Origin of the sequence: Ralstonia insidiosa, from assembly GCF_008801405.1 — a bacterium.
In the GTDB taxonomy this organism is placed as follows: domain Bacteria; phylum Pseudomonadota; class Gammaproteobacteria; order Burkholderiales; family Burkholderiaceae; genus Ralstonia; species Ralstonia insidiosa.
Window position 1 is genome coordinate 928,569 of record NZ_VZPV01000001.1, and the last position, 20,407, is coordinate 948,975.

The following is a 20,407-nucleotide window of genomic DNA, read 5'->3' on the forward strand; positions in this document are numbered from 1 at the left end:
TCCTGCATGCAGCGGTGTTGCCCATGTCTGAGCCGAAGAAGGCGTTCGGGCAGGCGATGCGCGCGGTGGTCTGCGGATTTGTCAGTCACGCGGCGTATGCGCATGCAGCCAGCGTGGCCGCCACGCAGCGTTGGGCGTCTCCGCGTCTTGAGCAGCGCTTGGCTGAACAGCTTGCGCACGACATCAACCCGGTCTCCAACTTGCTGCGCGAGGCGCGGGACGCAGCGGATTTTCGCGCGCGCTGGAACGGTTTTAACGCGGGCGCGCGGCTAGGCATTTCGACGCACGTTGAGCCAGACGGGCGCCTGCGGCGCCTGCCGGCGTTGTCTGTGCGGGATGTCGGATTTCGCGCCGAAGTCATCGCCGGTTGTCTTGATCTGTTGACCTCGCGCCGCCCGCCGGCCATGGGCATACACGCGCTGGCGCAGACGCTGGGCGCACCCGCGAGCGTTGTCGACCTGATGGATCACCTGCAAGCCGCACCCGCTGACAGCCTAAGCGATTGCGCGCAGGCGTTGGGTTGCGCAGCGCGATCGTTGCAGCGTGCGTTGGCACGGGAATACTTGAGCTTTGGCTTGGTGCGCCAGGCGTTGCGATTGGTGACCGCAGGCGAGCGCCTGCGGCATTGCGACGAGACTGTCACCGAAACTGCACTGGCCGCGGGTTTCTTCGATGCGGCGCATCTGAACCACGCCTGGATGCAGGCGTGCGGGCTCACGCCTTCGGCATACAGTGCACTGGCAAGAACCCCGGCCGCAGTTGATCCTATTTCCGCTTGAGCAACGGCGCGAGGTACTTGCCCGTAAAGCTCGCCTTGCTCTTGGCCACATCCTCGGGCGTGCCCTTGGCGATGATCTGCCCGCCGCCCGCACCGCCTTCCGGACCGAGGTCGAGCAACCAGTCCGCCGTTTTGATTACGTCGAGGTTGTGCTCGATGATGACGATCGTATTGCCGTGGTCGCGCAGCTTGTAGATGACCTTGAGCAGCAGTTCGATGTCGTGGAAGTGCAGGCCGGTGGTCGGCTCATCCAGGATGTAGAGCGTGCGGCCGGTGTCGCGCTTGGATAGCTCCAGCGACAGCTTCACGCGCTGTGCCTCGCCACCCGACAGCGTCGTCGCCGATTGCCCGAGGCGGATATAGCCCAGGCCCACATCGAGCAGCGTTTGCAGCTTGCGGCGCACCACCGGCACGGGCGCGAAGAACTCGTGCGCCTGCTCCACCGTCATCTCCAGCACTTCGGTGATGTTCTTGCCCTTGTAGAGCACCTCCAACGTTTCGCGGTTGTAGCGCCTGCCGTGGCACACGTCGCAGGGCACATACACGTCGGGCAGGAAGTGCATCTCGACCTTGAGCACGCCATCGCCCTGGCAGGCTTCGCAGCGGCCGCCCTTGACGTTGAACGAGAAGCGGCCCGGGTCGTAACCACGCTCCTTGGCCGACGGCACGCCCGCAAACAGCTCGCGGATCGGCGTGAACAGCCCCGTGTACGTGGCCGGGTTCGAGCGCGGCGTGCGGCCGATCGGCGACTGATCGACGTTGATGACCTTGTCGAAATGCTCGAGCCCATCAATGCGGTCGTGCGCCGCCGGCTCCGGCGTGGAGCCATACAGATGGCGCGCTACCGCGTGATACAGCGTGTCGTTGATCAGCGTCGACTTGCCCGAGCCCGACACGCCCGTAATGCACGTCAGCAGCCCAACGGGAATGTCCGCCGACACGCCCCGCAGGTTGTTGCCTGTGGCGTTGATGATGCGCAGCCAGCGCTCCTCATCGGGTGCGGTGCGCTGCTTGGGCACCTCGATGCGACGCTTGCCCGAGAGGTATTCCCCCGTGAGCGACGCGGGCGACTGCTCGACCTGCTTGGGCGTGCCCTCCGCAATGATCTGGCCGCCATGCACGCCGGCGCCGGGGCCAATGTCGACGACGTAGTCCGACGCGCGGATCATGTCTTCATCGTGCTCAACCACCAGCACCGAGTTGCCGAGATCACGCAGATGCTTGAGCGTGCCGATCAGGCGATCGTTGTCGCGCTGGTGTAGGCCGATGGACGGCTCATCCAGCACGTACATCACGCCGGTCAGGCCCGAGCCGATCTGCGAAGCCAAGCGAATGCGCTGCGCCTCACCGCCCGAGAGCGTATCGGCGCTGCGCTCCAGTGACAGGTAGTCCAACCCGACGTTGTTCAGGAAGTTCAGCCGCGCGGTGATCTCCTGAACGATCTTGTCGGCAATCTCGCGCTTGGCGCCGTGCATGTTCAGCGTCAGGAAATACGTGAGCGCGTCGCGCAGCGGCCAGCCGTTGATCTCGTAGATGCCGCGCGCCTGGTCGGCCTCGCCAATCTTGACGAAGCGCGCTTCGCGGCGCAGACGGGTGCCGTGGCACTCCGGGCACTGCTGGTTGTTCTGGTACTTGGCCAGCTCTTCGCGTACGGCGATGGAGTCGGTCTCTTTGTAGCGCCGTTCCAGGTTGGGGATGATCCCCTCGAACGCGTGCTCGCGCACCGTGGTTCGACCTTTTTCGTTGATGTACGTGAACGGAATCTGCTGCTTGTCGGAGCCGTGAAGCACGATCTGCTGAATCTCAGGCGACAGCTCTTCAAACGGCACGTCGATGTCGACGTCATAGAAGGCCGCCAGGCTTTGCAGCATCTGGAAGTAGAACTGGTTGCGGCGGTCCCATCCCTTGATGGCGCCCGAAGCGAGTGAGAGATTCGGGAAGGCCACCACGCGCTTCGGATCGAAGAACGTGATCTGGCCCAGGCCGTCGCAGTGCGGGCAGGCGCCCATCGGGTTGTTGAACGAGAACAACCGCGGCTCCAGCTCCTGCAATGAATACGAGCAGATCGGGCAGGCGAACTTGGAGCTGAAGCCGTGCTCCTTGCCCGTATCCATTTCCAGCGCGATGGCGCGGCCGTCGGCCAGGCGCAGCGCTGTTTCGAACGACTCGGCCAGGCGCTGCTTGAGTTCCGGGTTGACCTTCACGCGGTCGACCACGACCTCGATCGAGTGCTTGTCGTTCTTCTTGAGCTTGGGCAGGTTGTCGACTTCGTAGACCTTGGCTTCGGCTTCATGTGCCGTGCCGCCGCCCGAGCGGATGCGAAAGCGCACGAAACCCTGCGCCTGCATCGCTTCAAACAGGTCGACGTGTTCGCCCTTGCGGTTGGCCACCACGGGCGCCAGGATCATCAGCTTGGTGTCGGCGGGCCGCGCCAGCACGGCGTCGACCATCTGCGACACGCTCTGCGCTTCCAGCGGTTGGCCGTGGTCGGGGCAGTAGGGCGTGCCGGCGCGGGCGTACAGCAGACGCAGGTAGTCGTGAATCTCGGTGACGGTGCCGACGGTCGAACGCGGATTGTGGCTCGTTGCCTTCTGTTCGATGGAGATGGCCGGCGAAAGGCCTTCGATCAGGTCGACGTCGGGCTTTTCCATCAGCTGCAGAAACTGGCGGGCATACGCCGAGAGCGATTCCACATAGCGCCGCTGCCCCTCCGCATACAGCGTGTCGAACGCGAGCGACGATTTGCCCGACCCCGACAGCCCGGTAATCACAACCAATTGGTTGCGTGGCAGGTCGAGGTTGATGTTCTTCAGGTTGTGGGTACGGGCCCCACGAATCTTGATTTCTTCCATGTGCGGCTTTCGCCTCGCGGCCCGCCAGCCGAGCAATGTGCGGCAATAGGCGGAGGGGGTGGAAAAGGGTAAGCCTGCTAATATACCGAACTTCGGTTTTGCGGGTACCTGCCCTCACATGGGGCAACTGGCAAGGCCGCTCATGTGTCACCCCAGTGTCCTTGCCGTTGCTGGAAAGTGACGGTTTCCGCACCATGTCTTCCGCCTCCCCATCCATGACTTCCGCTTCCGGCCGCATGACCGGCCTTGAGCTGCGTGCGGCCGCCTCGCTGGCCGGCATCTTTGCGCTGCGCATGCTGGGTTTGTTCATGATCATGCCGGTCTTCGCTGTGTTCGCGAAAACGCTGCCCGACGGCAATAACACCCAGCTTGTCGCCTTCGCCATCGGCGTGTACGGCCTGACACAGGCGGTGCTCTATATCCCCTACGGCTGGTTGTCGGACCGCTTCGGGCGCAAGCCCGTCATCGTGACGGGGCTGGTGATCTTTGCGGTGGGCAGCCTGGTGGCGGCGTTTTCGCACAGCGTGGCGGGCATCGCCATAGGGCGGGCCATCCAGGGTGCCGGGGCGATTTCCTCGGCGGTGATCGCCTTCGTAGCAGATCTGACGCGTGAAGAACATCGCACCAAGGCCATGGCCATGATTGGCGGCAGCATCGGCGTGTCGTTTGCCGTGGCCATCGTCAGCGCGCCCATCATCTTCCGTTGGGTCGGCATGCCGGGCATGTTCCTGGCGATTGGCGTGCTGGCCGTCATCGCCATCGGCGTGGTGCTGTGGGTGGTGCCCAATGCGCCGCGTCCGCCCGAGCACGTCAAAGCGCCATTCCGCGAAGTGCTGCACAACGCGGAACTGCTGCGCCTGAACTTTGGCGTGTTTGCCCTGCATGCCACGCAGACGGCGCTGTTTGTCGTGCTGCCGCACATGCTGGAAGCCGCCGGTCTGCCGATCGACTCGCACTGGAAGATCTACCTGCCGGTGATGGGTGTGTCGTTCGTGCTGATGGTGCCGGCCATCATTGCTGCGGAAAAGCGCGGCAAGATGAAGAGCGTGCTGCTGTCTGCCGTGGCACTCGTCATGGTGGCGCAGCTGGCGCTGGGTGAGGTGCATCCGACACTGACGGCACTGTCGATTGCGTTGCTGGTGTACTTCCTTGGCTTCAACGTGCTGGAGGCCTCGCAACCCTCGCTGGTGTCGAAGTACGCGCCGGGCGTGCGCAAGGGCGCGGCCATGGGCGTGTACAACACGACACAGGCGCTGGGGCTGTTTGCAGGCGGTGCGGGCGGTGGCTGGATTCTGTTGCACGCGGGGCAGAGCGCCGTGTTCTTCACATGCGCTGGGCTGGCCTTGGCTTGGCTTATAATCGCGAGCCCCATGCGGATGCCGGCATTGCGCCGACACTAAACCGGGCCTACGGCGGCATCACTCAACCTACCTTCGGAAACTCATCATGGCGTCCGTCAACAAAGTCATCATCGTCGGCAATCTCGGCGCCGATCCAGAAACGCGTTACATGCCCAGCGGCGACGCCGTCACCAACATTCGCGTGGCGACCACCGACCGCTACAAGGACAAGGCCAGCGGCGAAATGAAGGAAGCCACCGAGTGGCACCGCATCGCCTTCTTCGGCCGCCTGGCCGAAATCGCTGGCGAATACCTGAAGAAGGGTTCGTCGGTGTACATCGAGGGCCGCCTCAAGACCCGTCAGTGGGAGAAGGACGGCCAGAAGCAATACAGCACCGAAATCGTTGCAGACCAAATGCAGATGCTCGGCGGCCGCGGTGAAGGCGGTGGCGGGCAGGGTGGCGGCGGTGGTGGTTACTCGCGCGGCGGCGAAGGCGGCGGCAGCGGTGGTGGTGGTGGCGGTTACGGTGGTGGCCGCAGCCAGCAAGGCGGCGGTGGCTATTCGCGCGGCGGTGAAAGCGGCGGCCAAGGTGGTGGCCAGGGCGGCGGCGCACGCCGTCAGCAAGCCCCGTCGAATGGCTTTGAGGATATGGACGACGATATTCCGTTCTAACCGGAATTTTTCGTAGAAGTGTAAAGGAGGGCCCTGGAATTTCTGTCTAATCAATAGGTTAGGCAGGAATTTACAGGGCCCTTTTTTTTGCGGTGTCGCCATCGCTAGCCGGAACGTTGCAGGCAGTAAAGAATGCTCCTCGTCACACGATGGAGCATGAAGTGAATTCCTTCTCTGTTCGCGAGGTTCGTCTGGAGAGTGGCGAGCGTCTTCCCCTTCTAGTCGAAGGTGGGCCCCTCGGCCTACCTGTTCAAGGCGTTCTCCAATACACGCTTACAAGTTTGCGTGCCCGGGGGCTCAGGCGAAATAGCATGAGGAAGCGCCTGGATGCTCTAGGACTTGTTCTGCGCTTTCTTTCTTCTCATGGCATCGACATAGTGGCGCGGACAGCGTCGCAGACATTTCTATCTATCGAGGAACTGGTGGCGTTAGCGGACGAGTGCCGGACCCCAAAACAGCCACAAGCGGACAGAGTCATTGTTAGTCCATCGTGGGCCGCAGTTCGATACGCCACCGCAGTGGATTTCATCGTTTGGATGGCCGAACCCGTTATTGGACGGATCTCACCTCCGCAGTCGCGCGAGTCCGCAAACATTGCTCTGCAACGCTTCCTTCGTCGGGCACGCTCGGTTGCCCCGAAAGTGCGAGGTAATGCGTCACATATCGATGGTGAGAGGCACGGCCTGCTCGACGCACAACGTCAACTGTTTCTCAGAGTGATTCGACCAGGTGACCCTGGCAATCCCTTCTCCGCCAACATGCAGATCAGAAATCACGCTCTGCTGCTATTGGCGTTCAAGCTTGGCGCAAGGTCCGGAGAGATTCGTGGCCTCAAGAAAACGGATCTCAATCTCGACAGCCAGCCCGCGGAGTTGTTTATCGTTCCCAGATACAACGACGCCGACGATCGGCGGCTGGACCCCGCTGCTGCAAAGACGAACGGTCGCATGCTGCATGTCGATGCTGAGCTTGCGGACGCGCTGGAGAGATGGCTGCAGGAGCGTTGCGTGAGGGTGAGATGGCCGCGCGCGAATAGAAATCCATATGTTTTTGTGAATCGATTCGGCAACGCCATGGAAGGGCGTGGCTATCGAAAGATCATTGAGACGCTTCGATCCAAACATCCAGAGTTGAGTGGCTTGTGTCACCACGTGCTGCGACATGACTGGAACGATCGCTGGATATCGATGATGGACGACGATCAGATCGAGTTTGAGAAGGCGCAGCAAGAGCAGCGATATGCCATGGGCTGGTCGAACAAGTCGACAATGCCGCAACGATATGGAAAGCAAGCCATTGCGCAGGCCGCTAACCGGCGCATTCTGAAACTGCAAGGCGACGCCCGAAATAACAATGACTAGAACTGCAAGGCGTATCGCTGACACCAGTGTAGGCAATCGTGGTAGTCAAGATGAAGTTGTCGGCCACGACGGGCGTCGTGTTGACGTGACTGGCGATATCTGGCGCGTGGGGCCCGAGCACACGATTAACTGGTCCCAGTTGCCTCCTTCCTTGGGGCGGCAAGTCGTGGTAGCTATCGATGCACACATCCGGCACCTTATCCGCACCCAATCATCCCCGTCGGTCTCCGCTCGTTTCGATTCAATCAAGCTCTTTTTTAACGTCGCCCATGAGTTGAAGGTCGACCTCTCTTCTGCCGTTACGCTCAATGCAGCGCTGCTGAATCGACTGCGTATAGCTCTCAATGCGAAGTACGCTTTGGCTACGGTCGTTGGGGCCTTGCACGGTTACCGATTGTGGTACGTCTGGTCAACGGACGCTGATCTCCCAGGCTTCGACTTCGATGTTGCAACAAAACTCGAAAGTCTCACCATTGGCGGCGGCCCTAAGGGCGAGGCTGTCTTGCGGAACGACCCCAAGCGAGGCCCGCTGCACAGTACGGAGTTTGATCGACTCTATCAGTCGATGCGCAAGGCGACAGAAACAGATGCGCTCTCCGAAGTCGATCTGGCGGCTGCATGGCTGTTCATGGCGCTGGGATGTAACCCCAAGAGTCTGCAGCTGTTAAACGAGGAGGACTTGGTCCAAACGCAGATGTTGGATGGGACCATCAAGTACGAGCTACGTGTCCCGAGAATTAAGAAACCTGGCGAACAAGAGCGCAGTCAGTTTCGCACGCGCCCTTTGCGTCGGGAGATCGGGCAACTACTCGAACGGGTTGTGTCGCGAAATCGGGCTGCGCGAGCACTTCTTCAAGGCTTCCTGCTTGGTAGCAATCCATCAACCCCAATGTTTCGAACAGCCACGCTGCGCGAGTCGCTCCTGGGCACTGCGTTTGAGGCGGAAGCCTTCCGATGCAGAACAGCATACTTTGGTGGGGCGTTAGCACGTGTATCGAGCGGCCTCAATTTGATGGGACGAGATGGCGAGCCGCTGCATCTGACTGCACGACGACTGCGCTATACCTTTGCGACGCGATTGGTCCAGGATGGCGCATCGCCGGTCATGCTGGCTGATGCGCTCGACCACACTGACCTTCAGCACGTGATGGTGTACTACAACGCTCGATCCGACATTGTCGCGAAGCTGGACAAGACCATCGCCATGCAGCTAGCCCCGTGGGCACAAGCATTCATGGGAAAGATCGTGCGGAGTGAGGGCGTTGCCGACAGAGGGAATGATCCCGCTAGTCGAGTGCGGCATCTGGACAGACATCACGGCAAGCTTGAAAGCATCGGGACATGCGGGAGTCATGGAACCTGTGGCTTATCTGCTCCCATCGCTTGCTACACCTGCAATAGATTCCAGCCGTGGCTTGAGGCGCCGCATGAATCAGTGCTCGACGCATTGCTGGAGGATAGAAATCAGCATTTGCAGCGCGGAGCGGATCCGAAGATGACGCAAGCTAGGGATCTCACGATCACGGCGGTCGCCTCGGTGGTGCAGCAGTGTCAGCAGATGCTAGCGAGGGGCAAAGGTGAGTAGCCCAAATCTTCGATCTGCAGCTGAGCGAAGCGCCACCGCGAACTTTGAGACCTTTATCGCCGCAATGCGTGCCGATAACCCACTTCGCATCGCTGGCTGGGAGGATATGTGTTGGGAACTAGGTCAGCGCAAGCGTGCATCGAGCGGCCGCCGGGATCGAATCTGGTTCAACAAGAATTTCGTCAAGAAGGTTACGGAGCACAACGCTGAGCCTTTTCCTGCCGCGTTTGGGGAGTTGTTGCGGGCCATTGTGTGTGCGAGGGAACAGGGCAGGGCCACGCCTTTGGACTCGAACGATCACATGGTTCTGGTGCGCGCATTCCGCTATCTATACGAGAGCGCAAGGAACAGGGCAGACCATCCTACGGGGGTAGCGCGAATCGACTTCGACGAGGCGGCATCGGCTTGCCGTGTTGAGGCTGCGAGTTCGGCCTACCGCGTTGGATGCAAGCTGCAGGAGATTGCTCGCATCTTGGATAGGGAGTATTTGACGCCGGTTCGCCTGAATTGGGTCAACCCAATTCCTCGCGACTCTCACGCGGGCGGAGCTCTGCAAGATCGTACAAGCCGAGAGTTCTTTGATAGACGAGAGAGCAAATTGCCTTCGGAGCAACTTCTCAACGCTCTGGCCGATATCGCAAATCGCGAAGACTTGTCGCCTCCCGATCTTCTGCGTCAACGTGCAGTGGAGCTGCTGGTGTGTGGCGGATTCCGATGTAATGAACTGCTCATGCTGCCGCGAGATGTTTGGGTGGAGGAGCCACAGATTGACTCGACCGGCGTGCAAATGCTTGATCGGCATGGCTTACCTGTCAGCCGGTATGGTCTTCGCTACCTACCGGAAAAGAACGGGCACCGCGAGACCCAAATCAAGTGGATTCCCACTCCACTGGTTGACATCGCGCGGCGCGCGGTGCGTGATGTGATGAGTATCACTGAGCCGTTCGCGGAGGTCGCTCGCATCATGTACCAACACCCTGGTAAGACTCGGCTTCCAGAACCTTGGCATTCGATGCCTGGCGATGCGCTTCTGGATATGCACGAAGTCGCGTCGGCTGTCGGCCTCGGAGGTTCTGGTCGGCCGGACGTACAGGGGCGGCAGTTCATCAACCTTGCGAGGCTTGCCACGGTACCGAAGCACGGTGCTCGGGGCCAGGTCTCTGCCGTTACTAAGTCGGATTTAGAGGTGGAGCTGTGCCGGCGTTCAGCCGCTGCGACAGTGTTTCCTCGTAAGCAAGACGCTCAAAGACTCCACGAGTGCCTATTCCTCGTTGGAGTCAATTTCTTCGGTTCTGGTCGCGCGACCCTAAACGGCACGGTGACCTTGCTGATGCAAGGGCAGTTCGATGACTATCTGACGGATCGCGTTGGCGGAGCTAGATCAGTGAATGGAACGCTGTCGATTTTCTCCCGCCTCGGATACGTAGATGCGAAAGGCGACCCTCTGCGGGCGACGACTCACCAGTTTCGGCACTGGTTGAACACACTCGCTCAGGAAGGTGGTCTGTCTCAGATTGAGATTAGTAGGTGGATGGGCCGGCGCACGATAGACGACAACGCCGCCTATGACCACCAGACGGGATTTCAACTCGCAAAGCGCGTCAGAGATCGAATTGATAGAGGCGAGGCCGCAGGAAGCGCCGTCACAACATTGCGCCGGATCAAGGATCCAGTCCGTCGGTCCGAGTTTGGTCAATCATTGGTCGCGTCGGCCCATGTGACTGATATTGGCGTTTGCGTGCAAGACCTTTCCGCACTGCCGTGCGAGCGACATCGGGAATGTACGACCTGCAACGATCACTTCATTCAGAAGGGCGACGAGCAACAGCGTCATAGGGCGCAGCAAATTTTTGATGAGGCACAGTTGATGTTGCAATTGGCCAAGGCTGAGCAAGACGATGGTAGCTATGGCGCGGACAATTGGTTGGCATACCAAGAACTGGTTTCCCTGCGAGCGTCGCACATCCTGAAGATTCACGATGACGATTCCATCGCTGATGGAACGCTCGTGCAGGTGCCTGGTTACACCGAGCCGACGCGATGACGGAGAGGGGGCGTAACGCAAAGCCGGCGCGCTATTCGCGCGCGCACACCCGCTTGTCGGACCAGCAGGCCGCCTTCATCGCGCACCTAGTGGATGAGCTCCCCCCGGGGATGACGGTTACTTGGAACAAGATCGTGCAACTTGGCCTGCGACACTTCCAGGTCGCATGGACTCGCCAGACTTTGGAAAAGCGAACCGCCATCAAGGAAGCATACCTGCGTCGCGTCGGCGTGTCGGCAGCAGCGAACGGTGCGGTCATACGTAAGTGCAGCGGCGTAGCCGATCCGGCCGACGATCGCCGTGTTCAGAATCTTCGTGCGGAGAACGATAAGCTTCGGGCGGTCCTGCGTGAGTATGACTGCCGACTGGTGCGATATGTCGCGAATGCCCTGGCTCACGGACTCACGGAGGCACAGTTGGACGCGCCGCTGCGGCCCATGACGCCTTCGAGTGTTGAGCCTCGGCTGAGGAAGAACACGACGGGTGTGTAGTTTATGGTCTGTGTTCTTGAGGTTCCGGCGCCGAGCATGACATATTTGTCTTCTGCCATGTTCCGCTACACTGCTTGCTATAGATCTAAGAATCGGAGGTGAACGTGCCTCGCTCAAATAAGGCCGTGCGGTCGGCAGTCCTCGCTATGCAGAAGAGAAGCGTGGAAGTCATTCTCCGTGAAGCGGAAATGGCTCGTGGACAAAAAGGTCCGCACCGCGCATCTGCGTCGGTCGTGCTGAGAGGCAAGCTGCGTTCAAGTCTTGCAGGGGAATCCCAGGCCAGTTGTGATGCCGGGTCAACCGCAGAGGACGGTGGCGCCGATACTTCACGTTGACGCTGAGAGTCCCATCGGGTCAATGCCAAGAAAGCGCCTATAGCGAGAGTATCTTGTCTATTCGGGATCGGTGCCCCTTTGATCCTACATGTAGTAGCCGTAACGAATCTGAGGCGTTTCTTCGTCCTCAAGATATTTCATGATCTCGCCGACCTTGCGAGCACAGCCGAGCGTCACGGGGTATTTGCCGTCGAACTGCGTGTTGTTCCAATTCATCTTGGTCATGCCAAGTACCTCCTGCGCAATGAACGTTGGCGATTCTTCGGATCGCACGATGCGGAGTTCAATCGGCTGCGGGATGTAGAGGCCGGTGTAGGTCTGGTAATACCAGACGGAGCCTCTTGTGTAGAGCAGGTGCCGTTGCTCATCCAGCTCGACTCGCGTGCCCCGATACGGCGGGTAGTTTCCCTCTCGAAAAAGTCGGAGCTTGGAGTCCATGACGGTGACCAAGTCGACCGTATCGATTCGGAGGTCCCTCGCTGCCCCAATTAGGCCATCGATTTCCTCCGGCGAGAAGTTGGACGACTTGTGCACAACAACCCGGGCGGGAAAGGTTCGGAGCGCGACACGGTATTCGTTCAGGGCGGCCGTCAACAAATTGCAGGCCTGGTTGGCGTTCAGGTGCGGGACGCGATCGTCACGGGTCATGTCGATCGGGGTGCCTCGCAGAATGAGCCCGTTTCCCAACTCATCGAAGATCTGGGCAAGACTGGTGTTAAGGACTTGCCGATCTCGACTTCGATAAAAAGCTATCCCCACGGCGCACGATGTCGGTCGACGATCATCGGGTTGCAGTTTCCACGGCACGCGTGGGCCAGCCTTGTAGTAGAGCGCTGTGCAAAAATTCCAAGCTTTCGTCGCGTCGTCCTGCTGGCCCTTCATATTGGTTTCGAGGGACACGGCCCGAATCAGCTGAAGGGGCTTGCCCAAGTGCATCGCCTTGGCCTTCAGTGCACGGCGGAAGTTCAATTCAGCTGCCACCTCAACACTGGCTTCTAGGCTGTCCTCGATCGGCCCTCGTTCATCCGTTCCCACTACCTTGTAGAGGGCTTCTGGAATCACGCACACGACAACGTCCACCGGCCGGTTCTGCGCCAAGAATTTGATGTGCTCGTAGTACAGATCGATGGCCTTCGTCAGCCTGGTGTGCCGATCACCGATGGCGACGATGTCGTCCACGTCACTCTTCTTGAGTGTGCGTGCCAGGTCTTGACCAAATACCAGTTTCACGTCGAAGCCATGGCCGATTCCCATGCCGGGGAACGGAGCGCGCAGGTTGGGTTGACGTGCGTCTTCTGGTGCCGCGATCTCGCTTGCGCACCGCTGCATCCAACGGTCGAGGCTTTCGATGCAGGTCGCAGTGCCGACTCCGCCCACGATCACGTCCGTTCGCCGCGTGGTCATGGTGCGGTCAAACGCTCCATATGCTGTGATCCCTTTGCGCGGACAGATGTGTTCGCCGGTGGCAAAGCGCAAGCGCGGTTCTGCTATGTGTTCGAGCTTCATGGCGCGTCAAACAGTCCCTTGATCGGAGAATTTTCATTGTCTTCCGAGGTGTCCCGCAGCGGGAGCCACGTTTCGTCAGGCAACGCAGGATGGTTGGCGAACGAGACCGTATCGCCGAAGGTTAGCGTCGGCGCCGGAGCGCTGGCCGCGGCGAAGAGATCTTCTTGGTCAAGAGCGGTTAGCCACGATGTGAGAAATCGGAAGTGGTCGCTGACCGTTCTGTTGACCTCGGTCTTCTTCAGCCAGGTAAGGCTTTTGTCGGCATAAACGGACCGCCGATAGTTGTCCCCATGACTGAAGTACCAATCGGGTGTCAGCGCGATATACCACCGGCCTTCATTGAGCAAGAAGTCCGCAGCGAAAGCGAAGTGTTTGCAGATGAACGTGCGGCTGGAGTCGTTCTTGTTGATCTTGCGCTCATACACTCGCCGAGTCGCCTTCTTGTGTCCAGTCCAGGTTTCTTCCCGAAGCAGATCCGCGTCGTTGTGCGGGAGAAACGCAAACAGGTTGTCTTCGTGCATCCACTGCACGCGGTGCTGGTAGAGTTTTTGCTGCAAGGTAAAGCGAAGCAGCGATTTGAAGATGCGCTCGCGATCTTCGTCGATGCCATGGAATTCATGAGGACGCAGTGGCGTGACCGTTCCGAGATCGACTAGCCGAGCAAACGGTCCCTGGCTGTCGTCCAGTGGAAGAAAGGTGATGAGTTGCCTGCCGCTAACCTCGTAACCCGAGGGAACGCGCAAGTTCATCTGCAAGAGAGTCTCTCGGATGTGCTTGCGCTGGTTGCGAATGGACTTGCTGGCCGGCGTGATGTCATCCCTTAGGTCTGCGATGTAGAGAGACTGGGGGAAATAGACCTCAAGCAGGTTGAGATTCGCACGCTCAGTCACTGACGATGGCGGGTCAAAGTCCTTCTCCGCCAGGCCGGCGGCAACGCCGCCTCGCATATACGCACGTACCACCTCCAAAGCGGCCGACAGTCGCAAGGGTTCGACGTTTGCCGCTTGTGCGCAGATGTCGCGCATGTCCACGATATCGTCCGCACTGTTGAAGGCGATCTTGCCGTTTGCAGCGCGTTCAATTGCGTCCTTCGAGTAGCTGGACTGCTTGCGAACTAGAACGTACGTGATCAAGCGCCGATAGCGCTTTTCGAGACCGTGCTTGAGAAAGGTCTCAATGGTCGTTTTGATCTTATCGAGAGTGGGGGTACCGGTTACCTGGACGGCGACACCTGCATGGTCGTCTGCCAGATCGATCCCAGGAAAATTGGCTTTCTCCGTGGCGTTTAGGTTGCGTAGTCCCGTCCAGCCATAGAGTTCGCGCAGCACCCCAAGAACAAGGCCTTCCGATACCTTGTGGATGTCGAAGCTGCCCATTGCTGACGACGCCTCAACTTGCTTTTCTAGCTGCGCCATGAGGTCACGGAACTCGTTGAGCAGGTCAAGATGCTTCAATGCTTTTCTCCCCGTCCAAGGTCGTCCAAAAATAGGCCGACGGAACCGCTCTATGTACCTAGACCTTAGGCGCTTCCTACTGCTGAGCGAGACCAGCGGAGCCTGAAAATGGATCCATGACAAGTTTACGTGACGCCAGTCAGCGAAACCCGGTAGTTCTAGTCTTCAACTAATCGCACACGGATTAGCAAACCGATTCGGTCGTGATGATCATAATGCACTGATGTTCATACGAGTCGGTTGTGCCACGGGGCTATGTCTATAAATGTGTGCCCATCGGAAGTTGGATCGCGAAGTTCCAGCAGCCCAATCTGTACCAGCGTCTCAACATAGCTCTGGAGCTTGACACCATACTCGTTCAGGCGTGCTCCGAACACAAAATGGCAGTACTCGTTGGCAGCGTTCGGTCCAAAGACATGGTCGCCGTTCTTCAAGACAATGGTTTCGCCGTCGTCAACGAGTTCCTCGTCTCCCCACGCGTTCGTGAATGTCTCTGGCTCGTAGTCTTCCAAAGCGAATAGTTCAAGGTATGGATAGCTGTTTTCTGGGTTGATTCCACCATATTGCCAGTGCTCGTGAATTGTCTCCCACCCGTCGGCGACGTCTCCCTCGAAGTCGATCGGCCTTTCGGCAACACGCAATTCACCGCGCATCTTGCTAAGCCATTTGGTCCACAGGACACCGCACTCCACTTGACGAGCTTCCGCGGAGCTGAACGCATAGATTAGGTTGCAATCGCGAGAAAGCAGCTCGACGTCGGCCTGTTCTGCATCGAGTGCCTTTACCCATTGGGCCATGTCGGCGTACCGAGTCAGAATTGCGAATGCTTGTTCGTCTAAGACGCTGGATGCGGGAACGGTAACAGTCGCTGATTTTTGGTCGAGCGTCAAAATTCCACGCCCCCATGTCTCGGCGATGTACGTTTGCAGGTTCATTACTAGGAACTGATCTACAGACTCAATGTAGACAATCAGATGCGTCGGCTCCTTGTCAAGGAACCAGTGCCTAAGGTGTTCGATATCCATTGATAGGCCAACGCACTTCGCTTTCTCGAACTCCTCCTTGTTCAGCGTCGTCGCCATGACGCCTTTCATTTGGAACCATACCAGCGAGTTTGTGACTTGCTTTTTTCCGGACCTCAAGTCTTTCGTCAGGTGCAGTCCAATATCGCGTGCTGCTCGATCACGCTCGTATTTGACGAACACGCCGTAGTGGGTGGCCAACTCTTCGAACTTGGCCATGTAGTTCTGCTCGAACGCATCGGTTTTTCCAACGATTAGCATAATCAGCATCCTCAACGACTATCTAAACGACCACGTAGAAAAAGGAGGGGCACTCCCGATGTTGGGACCCACTTCAAGTGTCGGCATCTTCCTCGGCCATGCGGCGCCCCTCTTCCAGTTGGCGTTCGACTTCGCGGACCGCGTAGTCGCGCAACTCGCGGTACAGCTCGAATGCCGGATCGCTCTTCGCCAACAGCGCGAGTCGCTGTTCTGACATCGCCTTGAGTTCGAGGTCGAAGGGGAACGGCTGCCCCGGCGCGCCTGAGCGCGCCCCGCTCACGCTGGCGGCGAAGATGGCTGACGAGAGGTCCCTGTGAGTCGTGCGGCCGACGCCCCGCGCAGCCTTGAGCACGCGTGCGACGAAGCCTTCGTGGGAGTAAACAAAGCGTGGGCCGGCCTCGCGAACGATCGCCGTGATGACCTTGAAGTGCTCGTCGGTGCCGCCGGCGAGCCAATCCTCCAAGGCAGCGACGCAGGCTGCGTCGTACGGACTGCACAGCGCCTCAATAAGCTCAGCGAAGCGGTAGCTGAAGGCGTAGTCACCAATCCTGCCGCGCGCCCAATCGAGCAGCCCGCGGAGTATCTCTCGCCCTTCCGAGAGCGATAGAAGGTCAAGTGCGTCGCGCCTCCCCAGGACGCCCCCGAGGGGTTGCATCCCCCAGTCTCCGCTAGCGATCGCGCCTTCGATACGCGTCTTCGCGAGTTCGATGACCGAATCTGGCACCCGGCGGATGGCCTTTTTTAGGAAATCGTTGGTCCAGTACTCGTCTAGTCGAGTCGCATGTCGTAGCCCGTCGACCAATCTCCGTAGCTGGTCGTCGTGGATCATGTCGAACGGGATCGTGTCTTCATGGACGATCCACATGAAAAAGTCGCGTGCGTAGCGCAGCGCGCAGTCCACGTCGACGCTGGTAATGAGCTCGATCGCCAGCCGCTTGTCGTTCCGCGCCACTTCGTGCGTGATGTGAGGCGTGTACCGGAGGATCGGTCCTTCGTGGCTGGCGAAGATTCGTCTGAGCGCCCGGAGATCGAGGTCCGAGTACGGAGCGAGGTTCGTCGCAAAAAGGTAGCCTTCGGCGACAACCTGCAGATGCGTGTCATCCGTGGCGAGCATGCTATCCACCAGCGCCGAGGCCTCCTCTCTCGCGCCCATCAGCAAGAAACTCAAAGCGCATCCTGTGTGAGGCGATAGCTGTGAGTTCTTGCCACGCAGATGTTCTTGCACGAGGTATCGTGCAAGCGGGAGGTTCGACTCAAGCAGGCGAGCGAGGAACAATCGTGCCGCCCCGTGATCTGGTGAGCCGTTTGCCTGACCGATGTCCTCCAAGCGATCATGCAGGAACTGCGCAAGTTGTGCCGGCTCGGAGTAGCGTGCGCCAAGCTCGCTGCAGAGTGCATTGACGTCAGCATCGTGCTGCGGTCGGCCAACATTCTCTTCGATCGGCCATGTGTTCGTCCCCCAGGCGTCCATGAAGGCACGGGTCGTGCGCGTGTCAAGATCGCGATCGAGGTGCTCGAAAATCCGTCTTGCCGTTGGCCGCGTGCGTTCCGGGCCGTAAAGGGCATGCCAGGAAACGGATTCCGCCACCCTGACCAGAACCGGTGCGGTCACGATTACCGTGCCGAGCAACGCATCGGTCTTCTCAAGCGTCTCGAGGAATTCGTCGCCCCAGGAGTCGGAGTCCTCCGGCTGTGTGGCCATGGGGGCACGAAGGGCGTTGGCAAGATGCTGTGCTGCGAGAAAGGCTCGGCGCTGATTCGTATTTGAGAGGCTGGAGAGTAGCTCGGCGATGATTCGCTGCCGCACCTGACTGACCCTCTCGCGCTGAATCGAGAAGGTCGAGAGCGTGATTTCGCGGCTGGACGCAGCGGAGGTGAAATGTCCTTCGGTCGCAAGGGCGCCCTTGAGCACCTCGAAGGGCGTGTATAGGCCCTTCCAGCTCTCCGGATAATCGAGAAGGGATAGCGCGAAATCGACCACGCCCTCAACGAATTCGATTGGTTTCCGTGGATCCGGTGTCGCCAGTTCCGTCAGCAATCGGATGGCGTGGTGCGGGTGCGGGTGCGTTGGGCGCTCATCGTGTTGTCCGACCTCCCATAGCAGTGAGCAGGCGTCGGCGAGGTGGCCGAGGCTGTACGTCGCTCCTTGGATGATGCGGCACACATCCTTGTCCTGACCATGCCCCTCGTCGATCAGCCGTCGCGCGAGGGTGAGGGCTTGCCTAGGCTGGAAGTACGCAGCCGCAGCGGCAGCCTTGACCTGGGCATTTACATAGTCATCTGCCCATACGAGTTGCGACCACAAACCATCAAGCAGCGTACTTTCAGACGTGTCTCCCTCGTTTCGCCGCCAGTCGAGGCGACCGAGGTTCAGGAGTACGTGTTCTTTGTGCTCGGGTATGGACTCAGAAAAGAGCTTCTCGGCGTAGCCGTTCGATGCCCCACTTGGCGTTATGCATGCGGTTTCGATGATCGAGTCGGCCAAAAGGTCGGGCGAAAGCCGGTACCTAGCGCCACGCTTGAAGAGCACGCCCGCGTCGACGAGTAGCTGTACCAAACGGGACGCGTCGGGAGCTGCGACTCCCTCTACGCTTGCGAGAAGTTCGAGCACGTGCTTGTCATCTGGGGCAACCGGCTGGATGAGTGCCAGCACCCGAAGAATCTTGTGCACGCGGTCTTGCTCTTTTCCTTGTGCAATGCCTTGCGCGATGACCTTCTCGTAGTGCTTCAGCACCATTGTCCGGAAGACTTCGTTCGAGGCGAAGAGCTCTGGATGCACTCCTTCGGTGGCGACGATCTGCGCACCGACGACGACAGCGAGGGGGCTGTCATACGCAGCGGACGCGATTGCTTCCGCTGCATCCGTCGGCGCCCCAAGCTTGTTTAGCACTTGCGTTGCCAAGATGACCCCATCCCGCTTCGTCGGCTTGGTCAGCGTGATCGACCTGATCAGGTTTCCGGCTAGAGCGTAGCGCGCAAGCTCCCCCAAAATGACATCGCTCCAATATGGACGGTAGACGAGGAATAGGCGCGCCTGCGAGCGGGTGTCGGCGACGTAACGGATAAGCTGGACGAGGTCGCCGCGGTCATGAACATCATCAACGATGAGGAGTTTCTCGCCAGCCCCAAGATCCTCGAGGCTCTTCGCCGTGATTTCCTCGGTCGGCGAGGCTACGACCATGCGGACTTCCGGGTGCTGAACGGCGTATGCCTCCAAGGCAGCGCGAAGTACCCGCGATTTCCCCTCGCCGGCGCGACCAATGAGGCTCACCGCGATCACGCTTCGATCAGCGAGGGCGCGTGCGAGGTCGTCGAGTTCCGCCGCCCGGCCCACGAGTTCCCAGCGCTGATTATTGAAGGGCCGACCGTCTACGAGCAGAGGCGCAAAGAATTCGTCAACCGATTGCCAGGGCCCCGCCGCTAGTTCGCCGGTCAATGCGAAACGCTGTGTCGGGAAGTAGATGTCGGCGATGCGCACCTGCTCGCGCTTGGGCAGATTACGGAAGATTCGAGTGATGTCGATTTGGTCCCACAAATCCCACCCTCGCGCACGCCTGATTTCGTTGCGGGCATCGGGACTGGCCACGCGAGAGAGGAGGATATGCTTCTTCTTCGCGGCAATCGTCTGGGCCTTGATTGCCTTCTTAACCTTGTCCGGACCGAACTGCGATTCGCGCTTGCACTGGTACGTATACAACTCGTCGTTCTCGAACCGTGCCTCGATGTCGATCCCATATTGCTTGTGTCCGGTCTTCCCGGCGGGGTGGACATCTGCTTTCCCATGCAGATAGGTCGAGAGAAGATCGAGGCAGAAGTACTCGAAGCTGTCGGGCAGCAGGCTGGGGAGCGGAAGAGGTCGATCGAAGGACACCGTTGTTGCCTCCGGGGTGTAGCCCGCCGCATGCGACAGTTTCGTTACATCGACCTTGAGCGTTGCAGCAAGCTTTGCGAGTTCGTTCGCTCGTGGTCGAGATGTTCCTGCTTCCCAGCGGCTGACGGTTTGTTGAGATGCGCCGAGTCGGTGTGCGAGTTCCGCTTGAGTTGCGATTCCCGCCACGACTCTCATCGAGCGAATTTGTTCGCCCAGGGCCACATAGCGCGGCGAAGTTTTCATACTCATTTAGTGTGTGCGATGGACTGTACGCATAATATGCGTATGAAGAGTGAATTGCAAAGAACGGCCGCCAGTGTGCTCCATGGGTCACTAGTAGATGCAGATGAGAGTCCGCGGATACTGGCTTGGCCGCTCTGTTTCATTCGCCTGATCGACTTGTAGTGCTTCCTCGACAATGGGAAAAATCTGAACGCCCGCAACTAGCCAAGCTCATGAGCCACTTTGACGAACTACCGCGTCGCGATCGAAATCACGAGATTGAGGACAAGGCGATCGCCGCCTTCCAGATGCGGATTAACGAAAGCAACGCATTCTTTCTGCAGATAACGGACCGCAAGGACTACGGGACCGATTGCCAGATCGAGGTGAAGGCTGATGGGCGTGCCACGAACGCCAGGGTCCACGTTCAACTCAAGGGAACTGAGCGTGCGCTAACCGTGATGGCAATCCGCGCAGGCGTGCTCGGCCGCATGGCTACGCTTGCCTGCTCGCATTTCGAGCATGTCATCTCACTTGGTTTCTCCACGCTCGGATTCGATTTATGCATCAACGCCTTCCTTAGGCGCCACAACGACAAATAAACAATTCCCA

General features: G+C 59.3%; 13 protein-coding genes. 8 read left to right on the forward strand and 5 right to left on the reverse strand.

What is annotated here, in order from left to right; all coding sequences use genetic code 11:
* The first annotated feature begins 23 nt into the window (after positions 1-23).
* The gene (locus tag F7R11_RS04575) at positions 24-779 is read left to right on the forward strand and encodes a helix-turn-helix domain-containing protein (RefSeq protein WP_064801503.1); all 756 of its coding nucleotides are present in this window, start codon (positions 24-26) and stop codon (positions 777-779) included.
* Here the strand turns inward: F7R11_RS04575 and uvrA are convergent.
* Positions 766-3,630, reverse strand: coding sequence for an excinuclease ABC subunit UvrA (gene uvrA / locus F7R11_RS04580; RefSeq protein ID WP_064801505.1), 2,865 nt, complete (start codon positions 3,628-3,630; stop codon positions 766-768). The two genes, F7R11_RS04575 and uvrA, sit on opposite strands and share 14 nt — an antisense overlap.
* A 236-nt stretch (positions 3,631-3,866) precedes the next feature.
* Between uvrA and F7R11_RS04585 the strand changes: the two genes are divergently transcribed.
* The 6 genes from F7R11_RS04585 to F7R11_RS04610 all read left to right on the forward strand — a co-directional run bounded on the left by F7R11_RS04585 (position 3,867) and on the right by F7R11_RS04610 (position 11,124).
* Entirely contained in the window at positions 3,867-5,030 is a 1,164-nt protein-coding gene (locus F7R11_RS04585; RefSeq protein WP_064801508.1) for an MFS transporter, read from the forward strand.
* Positions 5,031-5,076: 46 nt separating this feature from the next.
* Complete coding sequence (gene ssb, locus F7R11_RS04590; protein WP_064801510.1) at positions 5,077-5,643, forward strand: single-stranded DNA-binding protein; 567 nt, start codon at positions 5,077-5,079, stop codon at positions 5,641-5,643.
* A 311-nt stretch (positions 5,644-5,954) separates the two neighbouring features.
* Positions 5,955-7,004 carry a site-specific integrase gene (locus F7R11_RS04595; protein ID WP_064801512.1) on the forward strand — a complete coding sequence of 350 codons (1,050 nt, stop codon included), beginning with the start codon at positions 5,955-5,957 and terminating at the stop codon, positions 7,002-7,004.
* On the forward strand, positions 6,997-8,589 hold the full coding sequence (locus F7R11_RS04600) for a site-specific integrase (protein ID WP_082932761.1): 1,593 nt from the start codon (positions 6,997-6,999) through the stop codon (positions 8,587-8,589). Before F7R11_RS04595 ends, F7R11_RS04600 begins: the two co-directional genes overlap by 8 nt.
* A gap of 64 nt (positions 8,590-8,653) precedes the next feature.
* Positions 8,654-10,633, forward strand: coding sequence for a hypothetical protein (locus tag F7R11_RS04605; RefSeq protein ID WP_064801516.1), 1,980 nt, complete (start codon positions 8,654-8,656; stop codon positions 10,631-10,633).
* Positions 10,634-10,686: 53 nt separating this feature from the next.
* On the forward strand, positions 10,687-11,124 hold the full coding sequence (locus F7R11_RS04610; RefSeq protein ID WP_151180505.1) for a hypothetical protein: 438 nt from the start codon (positions 10,687-10,689) through the stop codon (positions 11,122-11,124).
* Positions 11,125-11,543: 419 nt separating this feature from the next.
* On the opposite strand, the gene F7R11_RS04615 is transcribed toward F7R11_RS04610, so the two are convergent.
* From F7R11_RS04615 to F7R11_RS04630, 4 genes are all read right to left on the reverse strand, one after another.
* A complete protein-coding gene (locus tag F7R11_RS04615; RefSeq protein WP_064801520.1) occupies positions 11,544-12,965 on the reverse strand; it encodes an argonaute/piwi family protein in 1,422 nt (473 codons plus the stop codon).
* Complete coding sequence (locus tag F7R11_RS04620) at positions 12,962-14,419, reverse strand: SMEK domain-containing protein (RefSeq protein ID WP_064801522.1); 1,458 nt, start codon at positions 14,417-14,419, stop codon at positions 12,962-12,964. Before F7R11_RS04620 ends, F7R11_RS04615 begins: the two co-directional genes overlap by 4 nt.
* A 227-nt stretch (positions 14,420-14,646) precedes the next feature.
* Positions 14,647-15,660: a DUF4365 domain-containing protein gene (locus F7R11_RS04625; protein WP_170288726.1), complete on the reverse strand. Its 1,014-nt coding sequence runs from the start codon at positions 15,658-15,660 to the stop codon at positions 14,647-14,649.
* A gap of 115 nt (positions 15,661-15,775) precedes the next feature.
* Positions 15,776-19,822, reverse strand: a complete 4,047-nt coding sequence (locus tag F7R11_RS04630) for a helix-turn-helix domain-containing protein (protein ID WP_082932762.1) — start codon at positions 19,820-19,822, stop codon at positions 15,776-15,778.
* 206 nt (positions 19,823-20,028) lie between these two features.
* Between F7R11_RS04630 and F7R11_RS27255 the strand changes: the two genes are divergently transcribed.
* Positions 20,029-20,397 (forward strand): DUF4365 domain-containing protein, encoded by a 369-nt coding sequence (locus F7R11_RS27255; protein ID WP_064801530.1) that lies wholly within the window; start codon positions 20,029-20,031, stop codon positions 20,395-20,397.
* Positions 20,398-20,407: the final 10 nt, after the last annotated feature.

Bases quoted from the DNA above. Each gene is read 5' to 3' on its own strand.
- F7R11_RS04630 (WP_082932762.1), bottom strand. From the start codon at position 19,822: ATGAGTATGAAAACTTCGCCGCGCTATGTGGCCCTGGGCGAACAAATT.
- F7R11_RS04605 (WP_064801516.1), top strand. From the start codon at position 8,654: ATGCGTGCCGATAACCCACTTCGCATCGCTGGCTGGGAGGATATGTGT.
- uvrA (WP_064801505.1), bottom strand. From the start codon at position 3,630: ATGGAAGAAATCAAGATTCGTGGGGCCCGTACCCACAACCTGAAGAAC.
- F7R11_RS04625 (WP_170288726.1), bottom strand. From the start codon at position 15,660: ATGGCCAAGTTCGAAGAGTTGGCCACCCACTACGGCGTGTTCGTCAAA.
- F7R11_RS04595 (WP_064801512.1), top strand. From the start codon at position 5,955: ATGAGGAAGCGCCTGGATGCTCTAGGACTTGTTCTGCGCTTTCTTTCT.
- F7R11_RS04585 (WP_064801508.1), top strand. From the start codon at position 3,867: ATGACCGGCCTTGAGCTGCGTGCGGCCGCCTCGCTGGCCGGCATCTTT.
- F7R11_RS04600 (WP_082932761.1), top strand. From the start codon at position 6,997: ATGACTAGAACTGCAAGGCGTATCGCTGACACCAGTGTAGGCAATCGT.
- F7R11_RS04615 (WP_064801520.1), bottom strand. From the start codon at position 12,965: ATGAAGCTCGAACACATAGCAGAACCGCGCTTGCGCTTTGCCACCGGC.
- F7R11_RS27255 (WP_064801530.1), top strand. From the start codon at position 20,029: ATGAGCCACTTTGACGAACTACCGCGTCGCGATCGAAATCACGAGATT.
- F7R11_RS04575 (WP_064801503.1), top strand. From the start codon at position 24: ATGTCTGAGCCGAAGAAGGCGTTCGGGCAGGCGATGCGCGCGGTGGTC.
- ssb (WP_064801510.1), top strand. From the start codon at position 5,077: ATGGCGTCCGTCAACAAAGTCATCATCGTCGGCAATCTCGGCGCCGAT.